We start from the raw sequence: 12206 nt of genomic DNA, 5'->3' as shown, positions 1-12206 counted from the left end.
CTGTCCGTTCCGTCCGTATATAAAGAAGGGCGTGCGGATGCACAGCTCCGGCTTACGGCGGTCCGACGCCCTGTGGGAAAAGCTGGTACCGCACGTTGGAGAACGTGGAAGACCCCCGTGACGACCCCGCGCAGTGAACGAGGAGAGCGAGCTGTGAGCACCGAGAACGAGGGCACGGCGGTTCCGGCGGACCCGACTGCCCCGTCCGCCCCGCCGACGCCTCCCGTCCCCGCCGCCCCGCCGGCCGCCCCGCAGGCGACCCCCGCCCAGGCGGCTCCGGCGGCTCCGGCGGCGGCCGAGACGGCGCCGCTGACGCCCGTGACGGAGACGGCCCCGACGGCCCCCGTGCCCCCGGTGGCCGAACCGGCGGCCCCCGCCCCCGCCCCGGCGCCCACCCACGCCCCCACCCCGGCTCCCGCCCCGGTAGCCGCTCACGCCCCCGCGCCCGCCCCCGCGGCGGCCGGTGGCTGGCCCCCGCCGCCGCCGTCCACCCCGGCCTGGGGCGAGCCCTTCCCCCCGGCCGCCCCCCAGGCGCCCCGCAAGCGCTCCGGCGGCCTCCTGGCGGCCGTCCTCGTCGCCGCGCTCGTCGCGGGCGGTGTCGGCGGCGGCGTCGGCTACTGGGCGGCCCAGCGCGGCGACGAGGCGAACGGCACCGGCTCGACGACGGTCTCCTCGGGCGAGTCCCCGGCCTCCTTCAAGCGCGACCCGGGCACGGTCGCCGCCGTCGCGGCGAAGGCGCTCCCGAGCGTCGTCACGATCCAGGCGAAGTCCGGCGGGGCTCCCGGCGAGAGCGGCGAGGGCGGTACGGGCACGGGCTTCGTGTACGACAAGGAAGGCCACATCGTCACCAACAACCACGTGGTGGCGTCGGCGGCCGACGGCGGCACGCTGTCGGTGACCTTCGCGGACGGCAGGACGTACGACGCGGAGGTCGTCGGCCGCGCCCAGGGCTACGACGTGGCCGTGCTGAAGCTGAAGAGCGCGCCCAAGGGCCTGACGCCCCTGCCGCTGGGCGACTCCGACAAGGTGGCGGTCGGCGACTCGACGATCGCGATCGGCGCGCCCTTCGGCCTGTCGAACACGGTGACGACGGGCATCATCAGCGCCAAGAACCGCCCGGTGGCCTCCGGTGACGGTTCGGGCGGCAGCAACTCGTACATGAGCGCGCTCCAGACCGACGCCTCGATCAACCCCGGCAACTCGGGCGGTCCGCTGCTCGACGCGAGCGGCGCGGTGATCGGCATCAACTCGGCGATCCGGTCGACGGGCAGCGGCTTCGGCGAGAGCCAGGCGGGCTCGATCGGCCTGGGCTTCGCGATCCCGGTGAACCAGGCGAAGAACGTGGCCCAGCAGCTGATCAAGACGGGCGAGCCGGTCTACCCGGTGATCGGCGCGACGGTGACGATGGCCGAGGGCGGCACGGGCGCGCGGATCGCCTCGCAGGGCTCGGGCGGGACGACCGCGGTCACCCCGGACGGCCCGGCGGCGAAGGCGGGCCTCAAGGCCGGCGACGTGATCACCGGCTTCGACGGCCAGGCGGTCGACAGCGGCCCGACGCTGATCAGCGAGATCTGGACGCACAAGCCGGGCGACTCGGTGAAGATCACCTACGAGCGCGACGGCAAGACCAGGACGGCCACGGTCGTCCTGGGCGAGCGCACCGGCGACAGCTGAGACCCTCCCAGTACGTCCAGTACGTCCAGTACGTCTAGTACGTCCAGTACGTCTAGTGCGCCTAGTGCGTCCGAGGGTCCGCCGCCCCGGCCCCGGCGCCCACCTGTGCCCCGTCCGCCGCGCCGCTCCCCGCACCGCCCTCCCGGTGCGCGGGGCGGCGCGGTTCGTCGTCGCCCATGATCAGCAGCGGGTCGAACATGACGACGGCCGTGGCGAGGACGAGGAAGATCAGCGGTCCGACGAGCATCGGCAGGACGTTGAGGAACGAGGAGCCGTCGGTGGTGTGCGCGGCGGTGGCGTCGTTGACGTGGACGCTGACGGCGGCCATGCCGGTGTAGTGCATGCCGGTCACGGCGACGCCCATGACGACGCTGGCGCCGAGGCTGGCGAGGAAGCCGCGGATGGAGACGGCGGCCCAGAGCGCGGCGGTCGCGGCGACGACGGCGATGACGACGGACAGGGCGACGACCGCGGTGTCGTAGCCGAGCGAGCCGTTCATCCGCATGGCGGCCATGCCCATGTAGTGCATGCCGGCGACGCCGAGCCCGGTGAGCAGGCCGGCGAGGAGCAGCGGGACGGGCCGGGCGCCGAGGTGGCCCACGACGAAGACGCCGACACCCACGACGACCACGGCGACGAGCAGGCTGAGGAAGGTCAGCGGGAGGTCGTACGAGATCGTCGTCTCGCGCACCCGGAAGCCGAGCATGGCGATGAAGTGCATCGTCCAGATCCCGCACCCGATGGACGCGGCCCCGAGCGCCAGCCACCCGGACGTGCGGGCGCGTTCGGTACGCAGCGACCTGACCGTGCAGCGCAGCCCCAGGGCGCTTCCCAGACAGGCCATCACATAGCCCACGAGGGGCGTGACCATGCCGTAGCTGAAGCCGTCGATCGTGCCGTGCACCTTGCAACCCTTCGGAACCGACGCCGGCCGGAGCGACGCGGAGACGTGGAGATGTGGAGATGGAGAGATGTGGAGATCTTGTGAAGGTGGATGCTAACCCAGCCACCTGGGGCCTCCACCCACCACGGGCCGCCGCAGCCCATCCCCGCGCTGCTCCCCCAGCCGGTACGCTGTAGCCGCTCCGTCCCAGGTCGACCGTGACGTGGACCGGGGCGGCAGAGGTGGGTTGCCCGAGCGGCCTAAGGGAACGGTCTTGAAAACCGTCGTGGCAGCGATGTCACCGTGGGTTCAAATCCCACACCCACCGCAGCAGGTCAGAGAACTGACTGGTCAGAGGGCGGGTCCCGGATTCCGGGGCTCGCCCTCTGCGTGCACCTTGTCTCACCCTGACTCGCCGGTATCCCGGTCCTGACCAGCATGTGTGGGCCAGGCGCGGGCCAGAATCGCCGGCTCAGTCGCCGTTCAGCCCCTGCTCGATCAGCGCGTTCGCCTTGTCCTGCTGGCCCCGAAGAATCTTGGCGTAGAACCGGAAGAGGACCGTGAGGCTGTGCCCGGCCCGCCGCGCAACCTCCACCGGGTCGACGCCGGAGTTGATCCACAGGGACACCCCGGCGTGGCGGAGGGAGTACGGGACGTCCGCGAGGGGCGTCTTCGCCTCCGTCGCCGAGAGCGCCTTGAGGCGGGCCGTGTCCCAGAGCGCGCAGTACTCGGTGGAGTTGACGCGTCCTCCCTCGACGGCCCGGAACAGCGTGCCGTCGGGCGCCACCCCGAACCGCTCCTTGTGCTCACGGAGCATCGCCGTAAGGATCGGCGGAATTGGTACCGGACGGGTGGCCTTCCGCGCTCGCCGCTTCAAGCCGCGCTCGTCGTACGACTTGCCGTCGTCCGTCCAGCCGGAGCCGACCTCGGGGCGACTTCCGGCGAGGATGAGTTCACCCCACCCGGACGCCGGCAGCGTGCAGTCGGCATCACGCAAGGCGGCGATCTCCGAGGGGCGCATGGCGGCGTAGTACAGGCACCCGAAGAACGCGGCCAGATGCTCGCCGCGCTCGCTGACCTGCCGGACTGCGCCGATGAGGGCGGCAGCCTGCTTCGGGTTGGGCACGTACCGGAAGTCGACCTCGTCGTCCGTCGGCGGCGCCGTCCAGTCCACCCCGCTCAGGGGATTCGCGGGCAGGATCCTGCGCTCGACGGCGTACCGCATGACGTTGCTCAGCACCATGCGTTTCCGGTTGACCGTGTTGTCGGCGGCGGGCTTGCCGTCGAGCTTCACGGAGATGGCGTCCAGTGCGGTGCGCAGGCGGTCCGACCGGGCGACCTCGGTCATCTTGTACGTGTGCCCGGCGATCCAGGCGAGCGCGGCGGCGACGTCGGCCGGCGGGTCCTCGACCTGGTGTCGCAGCCGCAGGGCGCCCTCCGTGTCCCGCACCGCGCGGAAGGCCCACCCGTAGAGCGCCTTCCGTAGTACCGGGGGCTTCGGGGCGCCACGCGAACTGGACGCGAACACCGGCGTGATGGTGGCGAGCGTCTCGGCGATGCTCGCGCGGTGCTTGGCTGCCGCCTTCGGCCACTTCATGAGCACGTACGCGGTGGCGTGCTCATACCAGGTCGGCGTGGTCAGCACCTCAAGCTCGGAGACGGGGAGGCCGGTCTCCTCGTCGAACTGCTCCCGCTTGCGGAGAGCGGACATCAGCTCGTTCTGACGGCCCTCGGCCTGCGTCTTGAGCTTGTAGCTCTTCGAGTGCTTGCGTTCACCGACTCGCCACCGCAGCTCGAAGGGCTTCGGGCGGTTGCGCTGGCGGATGGCCCAGAATTCCACGTCGTACGTGAGCATGTCTCTCCAGATGGATGAGGGGCCCGCCAGTGACGGGCCCCTCAGTACGGGATGGGTTAGGCGGCGGCTTCCTCGCACTGGGACAGCCAGGCATCGAGGTCCGATCGGCGCACGCGAAGCTGGCCGTTGGGGAGCTTGATCAGGCGCGGACCCCTGCCGCGAGCGCGCATCCGGTAGAAGGCGGCGCGGCTCATGTGGAGCTCGGCCAGGACCTCGGGGAGCTTGAGCATCGGCTGACGTGCCACGGGACTCCTTGAGCTGAGGGTGCTGTCGGCGTGAGTGACAAGCGGGTGGGCGCTGACGCCCGGCGGGCGTGTGTCCGAGGTGGGGATTTCTGCGTCACTGCGACATGCACGTCACTCGCTCGTCTGACCTGCGGGTTTTGGTGACACAGGGGGTGACGGTCTCTGTCACGGGTGACGCAGGCATCCGTCACCGGTGACGCGGGTGACGCGGGGTGACGCAGGACTTTGGTGTCTGCGTCACCTCTGTATGGGCAGGTCGGGGGCTGTTTTGCGCCCGGTGGTGACGTGGGTGACGCAGCGTCTTCCTACTTAGGAAAAGAGGTGGGGGTGTCTGTTGTTGTGCGCGGCTTAGAGCGTGAAGAGGGAGCCGCTGCGCGGCACGCCCTTTGAGCGGCGGCGAGCCGCCGAAGAGCAAGAGGAGCACCGGCGCGCTGCGGGGCCGTGCTCCTCTTGCTTGTGCGGGGGCCGCGTGGCGGGGGCTAGGACGCGTTTCCGTGCTCGTCCTGGGCCGCCGGGGTGGGCCGGACGACTTCGATGTAGCGGGCGTCCCTGGTGCGGCCCCAGTCGACGAGGACGCCGCGCGCGGCCAGGACGGGCTGGATGCGCTTGAGGCGGTCGGAGAGGACCTTGCCGGTGGTGGGCCAGCCCTTGGGCAGGGGACGGCATTCCTCGCCGGTGTAGAGCTGAGTGAGGCACTGCAGCCACTCGGAGGAGGTCATGCGGATCTCTCGGCCAGGGTCGATGCCGGCGGCGTGCTTGAGGACGGTCTGAGCGAGGAGATCACCCTCGATGACGTCGTCGTTGAGGTCGTCCAGGCTCGCGCGGTAGGCGGGGAGGGCGCCGAACCCGGTGGCCTTGTCGACCTGCGCGCACAAGTGGGCGAAGTCGGCCATGCGCAGGTCGGTGGGGACGTCGGCCTCGGCAGCGCGGACCTGGACGGTGAGGTCGAGGAGCGAGCCGAGGATGAGCGGCAGGATCTCCTCGAACTCCGCCCACAGCTCTGCTTCGGTGCGCCGGACCTTGGGCCGTTCGAGGCGGAGCGGGAGGAGGCGTTCGGCGAGGTCGGGGCGGATGACGCCGACGTCGATGCCGGTGAGCAGGAGGGGTTTGCGGTAGCGGGAGCGGACGACGTCGCCGTCGGTGAACAGGGCGCGCTTGACGTTCTCGGCGCCGGTGACGATGCAGCACATGGCGTCGGACATGTCCGGGGTCAGGTGGGAGAGGTTGTCGAGGGCGGTGACCCATCCGGCGGCGACGGCCGTGATGAGGTTCTCCTCGTCCTTCGGGGCGCGGCGCAGGTCGCTGCTCATGCCCTCGATGATCCGCAGGAGCATCCGGGCGCCGGTGGACTTGCCGGCGCCCTGGGGGCCGGTGAGGAACGGCGCGGGGACGGGCACGGTCGGGCCGAGGCAGCCGATCAGCCAGGCGATGACCATGCTCTCGACCTCGGCGTTGGCGAAGTTGCACAGTCGCAGGAGGAGGTCGAGGCCCTTGCCGTTGGTGTCCTTGGCCGGCAGGGGCAGCTCGCCGGTGAGCTGGGTGCGCCGCCAGCACACCTCTTCGGGGTCGGGGGTGACGAGGTCCCAGCCGGTGGGGTGGATGCGGACGGACAGGCCGTCGTTGCGGCCCAGGTCGAGCCAGGTGGCTCCGTTGAAGCCGGGGGCGACGCGGATGTGGACGGGCTGCACCTTCTCGTCCATGGCCAGTGCCTCGATCAAGTCCAATGCCTCCTTGAGAGCGGTTCCGTTGAAGACGCCGTATCCGTCCTTGAACAGCCCGACGATGAGTTCCTGACGGTGGCTCCCGGTCGTGCCCTGGGAGCGGATTGGGCGGGCGACGGGGTGGCCGATGCGCTGGGCGTAGACGGTGCCGTCGGCGGTGCGGAAGTACCGGAAGTGGTCCCGGGCGTAGGTGCCGATGACCTCGCGGGCCGGGTTCTTCTCGTCCTCGGACATCGCTACATCCCCAGTGCGGTCGTGGCGTTGGACCAGGCGGTGGTGCAGTGCCGGAGGGACTCGCCCTTGGCCTGAGCGGCGGCGAACAGGCGGCTGATGTGCGTCTCGGTGAGGCAGCCGCACCGGCCGTGCACGGAGAGCACCGCGAGGAACGTCCGGTACACCGTCGTGTGGACCGCGCTCGGGGCGTCGTTGATGCGCTGCTCGGCCATGGCGATCCCGCGTTCCAGGTAGGCGGGCGAGCGGTGACGGCACTCCCCACCCCCAGCGGGCACGGACACCGTCGGCGCCGCCGGCCGGACGGCGGGCGGCTGCTTGTCGGCGAGGGCACGTACGACGTCCGGCAGCTCCGTCAGGGTGCCGGTGCCGGGGCCGAGCCAGCGGGCGTAGGACATCGTGGACTTGAGGTCGACACCGGGCCGGACGGCGTTGACCGACCGCATCGTGCCCCGGTAGATCCAGTGCTCGCCGCGCGTGGTGGGCACGGTCGTGGTGGGCGGGAGCGTAGCGCGGGCCCAGTCAACGGCGGCCTCGTTGTCGAGGTCGACGACGGTGACGCCGGCGCCGCCGGGGTGGTAGCCGATGGTCCGGGCGCGGCGCCATGCGGCCGTCCACTGGGGGGAGGCGATGACGCCGGGGTCGGTGGTGGCGGCGGCCCACCCGTGGCACGGCCACGGGCAGACGCACGGCCCGGGGGTGGCCATGTTCGGCCGCCCGCCGCAGGCGAGGTCCTCGCAGGCCCGGCAGTTCCCGAACGGGCGCTTGTCGGCCCGCAGGGGCAGCACGGGCAGGCCGTGCTCGGCGAGGCCGAGGGCGATGGTGAGGATGCTGTTCACGCGGCCACCTCCGCCGTGGTCCGGGTGAGGAGCTCTCGCCGGAGAGGGGTCGAATGGGTCATGCTGGGGGTCTCCAGTTCTGTGAGAAGCACTGGCAGGTGAGGGCGGCCCCGGACTTTGGCGAGACGGGGGCCGCCCTTTGCGCTGTCACGCGGCGAACAGGCCGCGTTGCCCCGGCTCGACGTCGAGGGTGACGACGGCGGGCGGGGAGTCGGTAGGGACCGGTGCGAGGGCGGGGGCGCGCTTGTCGGTGACGGGGCCGTCGTTGTGGAAGCGCCAGGTGCCGACGTCGTGCTGCGGCTTGTCCTTGGACGGCAGGGTGTAGCGGCGGGGCTCGCCCGGATGGGCGGCGTTCCAGTCCTCGGCGCACACCTTGTGGACGGCCTCGCCCGCGTGGGACCGCAGCGGGGTCGGCCTGCCGCACAGGCAGCACGGCCGGTCCCCGCCGTGGTCGAAGTGCCGGGCCTCGCCCCAGTCGAGGAGCGGGTCCATCAGAGCTTGGACAGGGCATCGGCGAGGGATGCGGTGACCTCGTTGATGGGTTCGGCCGCGCCGGTGGAGGCGAGGAGGAACCCGAACATGACGGCGGTGAACGCGGAGCCGGCGCCGAGTTCCCTGGAGCGCACGAGGAAGAACAGGATGAGCCCGAACAGGACGATGAGCGAGATGGTCACGACCATGGGGCGTAGCTCCTTTGGAGAGTGAGCAGGGCGTCTTGGGGTGCGCGAGGGTGTCGCGCTTCGTGCCGTGGTGGGCGGGAGGTTCACCAGTCCTCGGTGGTGGCGATCGCGGGGCCAGCGGGGGTGTTGATGAGTCCGCGACCGTCCCAGAGCGCGGACTCCCGCTCCCGTTCCGGGTCGCTGTCGATGGGGGCACTCATCGGTTCCCCTCGGCGCGGTTCGCGGGCAGCCGTGGGGTGGATGCGACGGAGCATGGCGGGGTCGTCTCCTTGCTCGCGTGGAGTGGTCAGGGAGGGAGGCACAGGGCGCCCGCAGAGGGCGTCTGGAGGGGGTTTCGGGCCCCTGAGCTGGGGTGCCTCCCTGCCTCCCTGGAGGGGTGTTTGTGCTGATCAGGGGCAGGGAGGCGGGTCAGGGAGGCGGTCAGGGAGTTCTCCCTGCCTCCCTGCCCGTCTCCCTGCTATTCGGCATCGGATTCGGGGGTCTCGGCGGCCCGTCGGGCGAGGGCGTCGGCGACCCTGAGGCCGTCGACGACCATGCGGCCGTCGGACTTGCGGGGCGGGGCGCCGGCCACTTCGAGGACCTGGCGGAGGTCGGAGAATGTCCACTCGCGGTACTCGCCCGGGTTGAGTGCGGCGAGGCGGTGGAGGACTTCCTGTGTGAGGAGCCTCGGCTCGCCGCCTAGGACGCGGTCGATGTCGGCGAGCGCGTCGACGGCCGTCTCGGTGGGTTCGACGGCGGTCAGGGTGGTGACGCCGTCGCGGAGGCTCTTGGCCCGCTGGGCGATGGTCTTGGCGTCGTCGTCGTCGATGAAGTGCGTCCGGACGGTGATGGACGGCTGTCCGGCCGGGATCTTGATGCCGTCGGACGCGACAACCACGGTGCCCTTGTCGAGGCCCTGTCGGAGCAGGTGCGGGGCGGCGCCGCCGTCGATGGCCTTGTCGCCCAGTGCCATGCGGGCCTGCGACTCGGTACCCAGGACGAGGGAGGCCCGGGTGTGGGCGCCCTCGCGGACGAGCTTGGGGAGGTTCTGGTCGGTCGGGTCCTGCGTGCCTTCCCACAGCAGCACGTCCACAGCACGGCCCTGGTTGTGAATCTTGCGGACGGCCATGAAGTACCGGGACGTGGCCTTCGACCCGCCGTAGGGGCGCTTGTCCTCGCCGACGGCGGGGCACATGAACGCGACCTGCGCCTCGTCCACGATGCCGATCAGCGGGTCGAACTTCGTGCCGGGCGGCGCCTGAATCCGGCGCTCCATCTCCTCCACCAGGCCCTCGACCATTTCGGTGGCGTCGATGACGTGATCGTCGGTCGGGCCCTGGATCAGGACGGTCGCGATGCCGTCGAACATGGCCCAGTCACCGACGCCCTTGAGGTCGGCGATCCGCATCTCCACCCGGCGGTCCAGCGCCAGCCACAGGGCGAGCGCGCGGAGGGATGCGGTCCTGCCCTGGTTGGACAGGCCCGTGATGAGCATGTGCCGCTGGTAGAGGCTGATGGTGGCGGCGTCCCCGCGCAGGTCCTGCCCCCAGGGGGCGCGACCCTTGGTGTAGTCGGCGGTCATCGTCTCGTCGGTGACCAGCGGCGAGGGGCCGATCGGCTCGTCGAGCGCGCCGGAGTCCGCGATCCACAGCCGCACCGTGCGGGCGGCCTCGGGGATCGAGATGAACACCTCGTGCTCGTGGCGGGCGAGGTTCTCCGCGAGCTTCTTGCGCCGGGTCTGCACCTCCTCCGTGGAGACACCGGAGGGGAGGGTGACGTCGACCTCGACGCCGCATCCAGCGATCCGGATCGGCCCGAGCATCGCGGCGCCGGCGTCGCCCATCTCCTTGATGGCGTTGCGGAGCGGGGCGATGCCGAGGTCCCGCAGGGCGGTGACCACGATCGACGGGGTGATCGGCGCCCCGGCGTCGTCGGACCGCTTGCCCTCGGGAAGAGCCCACTGCGGGGCGGTGGCGCGCTGGCGTCCGACCGCCCACAGCCCGGCGAGCGCGAGCCACGGCCCGATGGCGACGAGCGGCCCCCACACCATCTGCACGATGACGACGAGCAGCCGGATCAGCTCGATCAGCGCCATCAGCGGCGTGATCACGTCGCCGGGGTCCTTCGTGGCGATCGCGAGCGCGACGCCGACCGCGAGGAGGCCGCCTATGCCGGTGGCCGCGCCGACGGCCGCGCTCTTCGCCAGGTCCTGCGGGGCGGAGATGAGGTCCATGCGCCGCTTGTGCCGCTCGGTGCGGAAGCGGTGCAGCCGCTCCTCCCACTCTCCGGCGGCCTCGTAGTTCCCCGCGGCTTCCGCCGCCCGCAGCAGCCGCTCGTAGCGGGCACCGGTACGGCCGTCCCACGCCCGGCGGGTCACCACCCGCGTACCGCCGACCAGGTAGGAGCCGTGTCGGACGGTGAGGCGGGCGGCGTGACGGGTCCGCTCGTGGCGGACCACACCGGCCACGGCCCGCCGCGTGCGCACGAATACCCGGGCCGGACGCGGTTTCCCGGACGGCTCCGGCACGACCGCGAGCGGGGTGGTGGGTTCTTGTGTAGGTGGTTCCTTGAACAGGGGGACCACGTTGTCGGTCATGCTGGATGTCTCCTGCCGCTCGAAAGGGTGGAGGGAAGAGGCCCGGGGCGGTCGGGATGCTTGGCGGCTGTCGGCCGCCCCGGGGCACAGCTACTTGCGCTTGCCCTGCTGCTTCTTCGCGTCGCGCTCGGCCTTCGCCGCTTCCTCGGCGTTCTTCTCGATCCGCCGGCGGGCCTTGTCGATGACGCGGTCGACCTTCTTCTCCAGGTCGCCCTGATAGACGCCCTCTCCGGCGAGCCCGCGCTTGGCCATGCGGGCCACGTACCAACCGGCCTGCAGCCCCTCGCGGATGCTGAGCTGGGGGTTGGTCTCGTCGAACTCGGTGGTCTTCTTGATCCAGGCCACGACGGTTTCCCCTTCTGAGGCCGGGGCTGTCCCGACTCCCCACCCGCCCCCGACCGGGGTCGGGGGCGGGCAGGCAGGCGTCAGTCCTGCGGGGTGTAGTCGAGGGAGTCGGCGAGGATCTGCATGGCCACGGACTGGCCGTACTCCCCGGCCTCGGTGACGAGCCGGTCGGCGGGCTTCTGGTTGCCCCGGGCGAGCGCGCGGCCGGCGGCGGCGGTCTCCTCCGGAGCGGGGAGACGGGACTCGGCCGGAGCGGAGCTCTTGCGGCTGAACAGGCCCATGTCAGGGGTCCTTTCGAGGTGTCAGTCGATCGGCTTGAGCTCGTGGGCGTGACACAGGACCGGGGCGATCCAGATGCTGATCCGGTCGACGGTCCACCGCCCGTCGGTGAGGGGGCCCGGGGGGACCTCGTCGAGGACGCGGCCGGTCTTGCCGACCGCGCGGGGGTCGTCCTCGCACGCGATGATCAGGACCTTCTGTCCGCCACGGAACACGGTCACTTCCCCTTCCGGATCCGGGCCCGGCGGGCCCCGGTGATGGTCTTGGCGGCCTGCTGCCCGTCGGGTCCGCCGATCGACTTCACGACCGTGTGGACGCCCCAGGCCAGGACGAGGGCGAGGAACGCGAGAAAGGCGAGGTTCGCCGTGATCGAGGTCAGGGCGGCGATGAGGAGCGGGCCGAAGTAGACCCCGGCGACGACCGCGCCGGCGCCGACCCCGGCGCCGAGCGCGACCCGCTGAATCGTGCGGTCGGGCGGGGCCTGGTGGATGTGCTGGTGAACCACCTGCGGCACGCCACCCGACTGGAGCGGGGCGGGGAGATGGTCGACGTAGGTGTAGGTGCCGTCCGGGAGCTGCACGACCCGGATGGGTTCGGGGAGGTTGCTCATGGCGCGGCTCCTTTCAGAGCTGGTTGGGCTCCAGGGCGAAGAACAGGACGGTGAACCGGGTCAGGCCCCAGTGCTCGCCGACCTGCTCTCGCAGGGTCGTGTAGGTCTGCATGCGGGTGTGGACCCCGGGGACGACCGGGATCGTGCCGTCCTGCGTGACCATGCGGCCGTCGTCGGTCTGGATCGTGAGGATGAAGTGGTGCGGGACCGGCGTGGACTGCTGCGCTGAGGCGGTCGTGTTCGTGGTGGTCGTCATGACCGGTTCTCCT

Annotated in this window: 14 protein-coding genes and 1 tRNA gene; 2 read left to right on the top strand and 13 right to left on the bottom strand. The window is 71.4% G+C overall.

Translation table 11 applies throughout. The features are described 5' to 3' along the window. Window positions 1-153 precede the first annotated feature (153 nt). The gene (locus tag AB0G79_RS00880; RefSeq protein ID WP_360798125.1) at window positions 154-1674 is read left to right on the top strand and encodes a trypsin-like peptidase domain-containing protein; all 1521 of its coding nucleotides are present in this window, start codon (window positions 154-156) and stop codon (window positions 1672-1674) included. 61 nt (window positions 1675-1735) lie between these two features. Here the strand turns inward: AB0G79_RS00880 and AB0G79_RS00875 are convergent, their stop codons facing one another. Then, complete coding sequence (locus AB0G79_RS00875; protein ID WP_360798123.1) at window positions 1736-2578, bottom strand: MHYT domain-containing protein; 843 nt, start codon at window positions 2576-2578, stop codon at window positions 1736-1738. A gap of 220 nt (window positions 2579-2798) precedes the next feature. Here AB0G79_RS00875 and AB0G79_RS00870 point away from each other — a divergent pair. After that, window positions 2799-2885 (top strand) — tRNA-Ser (locus AB0G79_RS00870). Window positions 2886-3029: 144 nt separating this feature from the next. Here the strand turns inward: AB0G79_RS00870 and AB0G79_RS00865 are convergent. The 12 genes from AB0G79_RS00865 to AB0G79_RS00810 form a co-directional block, all read right to left on the bottom strand. After that, on the bottom strand, window positions 3030-4412 hold the full coding sequence (locus tag AB0G79_RS00865; RefSeq protein WP_360798121.1) for a site-specific integrase: 1383 nt from the start codon (window positions 4410-4412) through the stop codon (window positions 3030-3032). Between the two features lie 56 nt (window positions 4413-4468). Beyond that, window positions 4469-4657 carry a helix-turn-helix domain-containing protein gene (locus AB0G79_RS00860; protein ID WP_360798119.1) on the bottom strand — a complete coding sequence of 63 codons (189 nt, stop codon included), beginning with the start codon at window positions 4655-4657 and terminating at the stop codon, window positions 4469-4471. 479 nt (window positions 4658-5136) lie between these two features. Continuing rightward, window positions 5137-6612: an ATP-binding protein gene (locus AB0G79_RS00855; protein ID WP_360798117.1), complete on the bottom strand. Its 1476-nt coding sequence runs from the start codon at window positions 6610-6612 to the stop codon at window positions 5137-5139. A gap of 2 nt (window positions 6613-6614) precedes the next feature. Continuing rightward, the gene (locus AB0G79_RS00850) at window positions 6615-7448 is read right to left on the bottom strand and encodes a DNA primase (RefSeq protein ID WP_360798115.1); all 834 of its coding nucleotides are present in this window, start codon (window positions 7446-7448) and stop codon (window positions 6615-6617) included. Between the two features lie 147 nt (window positions 7449-7595). Beyond that, window positions 7596-7940, bottom strand: coding sequence for a hypothetical protein (locus AB0G79_RS00845; RefSeq protein ID WP_360798113.1), 345 nt, complete (start codon window positions 7938-7940; stop codon window positions 7596-7598). Next, window positions 7940-8128, bottom strand: a complete 189-nt coding sequence (locus tag AB0G79_RS00840; RefSeq protein ID WP_360798111.1) for a hypothetical protein — start codon at window positions 8126-8128, stop codon at window positions 7940-7942. The genes AB0G79_RS00845 and AB0G79_RS00840 overlap by 1 nt, the downstream gene beginning before the upstream one ends. 457 nt (window positions 8129-8585) lie before the next feature. Further along, a complete protein-coding gene (locus AB0G79_RS00835; protein ID WP_360798109.1) occupies window positions 8586-10703 on the bottom strand; it encodes an ATP-binding protein in 2118 nt (705 codons plus the stop codon). 90 nt (window positions 10704-10793) lie between these two features. Next, window positions 10794-11048, bottom strand: coding sequence for a DUF6257 family protein (locus AB0G79_RS00830; RefSeq protein WP_360798107.1), 255 nt, complete (start codon window positions 11046-11048; stop codon window positions 10794-10796). Between the two features lie 80 nt (window positions 11049-11128). Continuing rightward, a complete protein-coding gene (locus AB0G79_RS00825; protein WP_360798105.1) occupies window positions 11129-11329 on the bottom strand; it encodes a hypothetical protein in 201 nt (66 codons plus the stop codon). 21 nt (window positions 11330-11350) lie between these two features. Beyond that, complete coding sequence (locus AB0G79_RS00820; protein WP_360798103.1) at window positions 11351-11548, bottom strand: hypothetical protein; 198 nt, start codon at window positions 11546-11548, stop codon at window positions 11351-11353. Further along, window positions 11545-11937 (bottom strand): DUF6251 family protein, encoded by a 393-nt coding sequence (locus tag AB0G79_RS00815; RefSeq protein ID WP_360798101.1) that lies wholly within the window; start codon window positions 11935-11937, stop codon window positions 11545-11547. The genes AB0G79_RS00820 and AB0G79_RS00815 overlap by 4 nt, the downstream gene beginning before the upstream one ends. 13 nt (window positions 11938-11950) lie before the next feature. Beyond that, complete coding sequence (locus tag AB0G79_RS00810) at window positions 11951-12193, bottom strand: hypothetical protein (protein WP_360798099.1); 243 nt, start codon at window positions 12191-12193, stop codon at window positions 11951-11953. Window positions 12194-12206: the final 13 nt, after the last annotated feature.

It is taken from the genome of Streptomyces sp. NPDC020807, from assembly GCF_040641575.1.
In the GTDB taxonomy this organism is placed as follows: Bacteria; Actinomycetota; Actinomycetes; order Streptomycetales; family Streptomycetaceae; genus Streptomyces.
This window is presented reverse-complemented; position numbering and strand designations above follow the sequence as displayed.

Bases quoted from the DNA above. Each gene is read 5' to 3' on its own strand.
- AB0G79_RS00865 (WP_360798121.1), bottom strand. From the start codon at position 4,412: ATGCTCACGTACGACGTGGAATTCTGGGCCATCCGCCAGCGCAACCGC.
- AB0G79_RS00855 (WP_360798117.1), bottom strand. From the start codon at position 6,612: ATGTCCGAGGACGAGAAGAACCCGGCCCGCGAGGTCATCGGCACCTAC.
- AB0G79_RS00845 (WP_360798113.1), bottom strand. From the start codon at position 7,940: ATGGACCCGCTCCTCGACTGGGGCGAGGCCCGGCACTTCGACCACGGC.
- AB0G79_RS00840 (WP_360798111.1), bottom strand. From the start codon at position 8,128: ATGGTCGTGACCATCTCGCTCATCGTCCTGTTCGGGCTCATCCTGTTC.
- AB0G79_RS00835 (WP_360798109.1), bottom strand. From the start codon at position 10,703: ATGACCGACAACGTGGTCCCCCTGTTCAAGGAACCACCTACACAAGAA.
- AB0G79_RS00825 (WP_360798105.1), bottom strand. From the start codon at position 11,329: ATGGGCCTGTTCAGCCGCAAGAGCTCCGCTCCGGCCGAGTCCCGTCTC.
- AB0G79_RS00815 (WP_360798101.1), bottom strand. From the start codon at position 11,937: ATGAGCAACCTCCCCGAACCCATCCGGGTCGTGCAGCTCCCGGACGGC.
- AB0G79_RS00810 (WP_360798099.1), bottom strand. From the start codon at position 12,193: ATGACGACCACCACGAACACGACCGCCTCAGCGCAGCAGTCCACGCCG.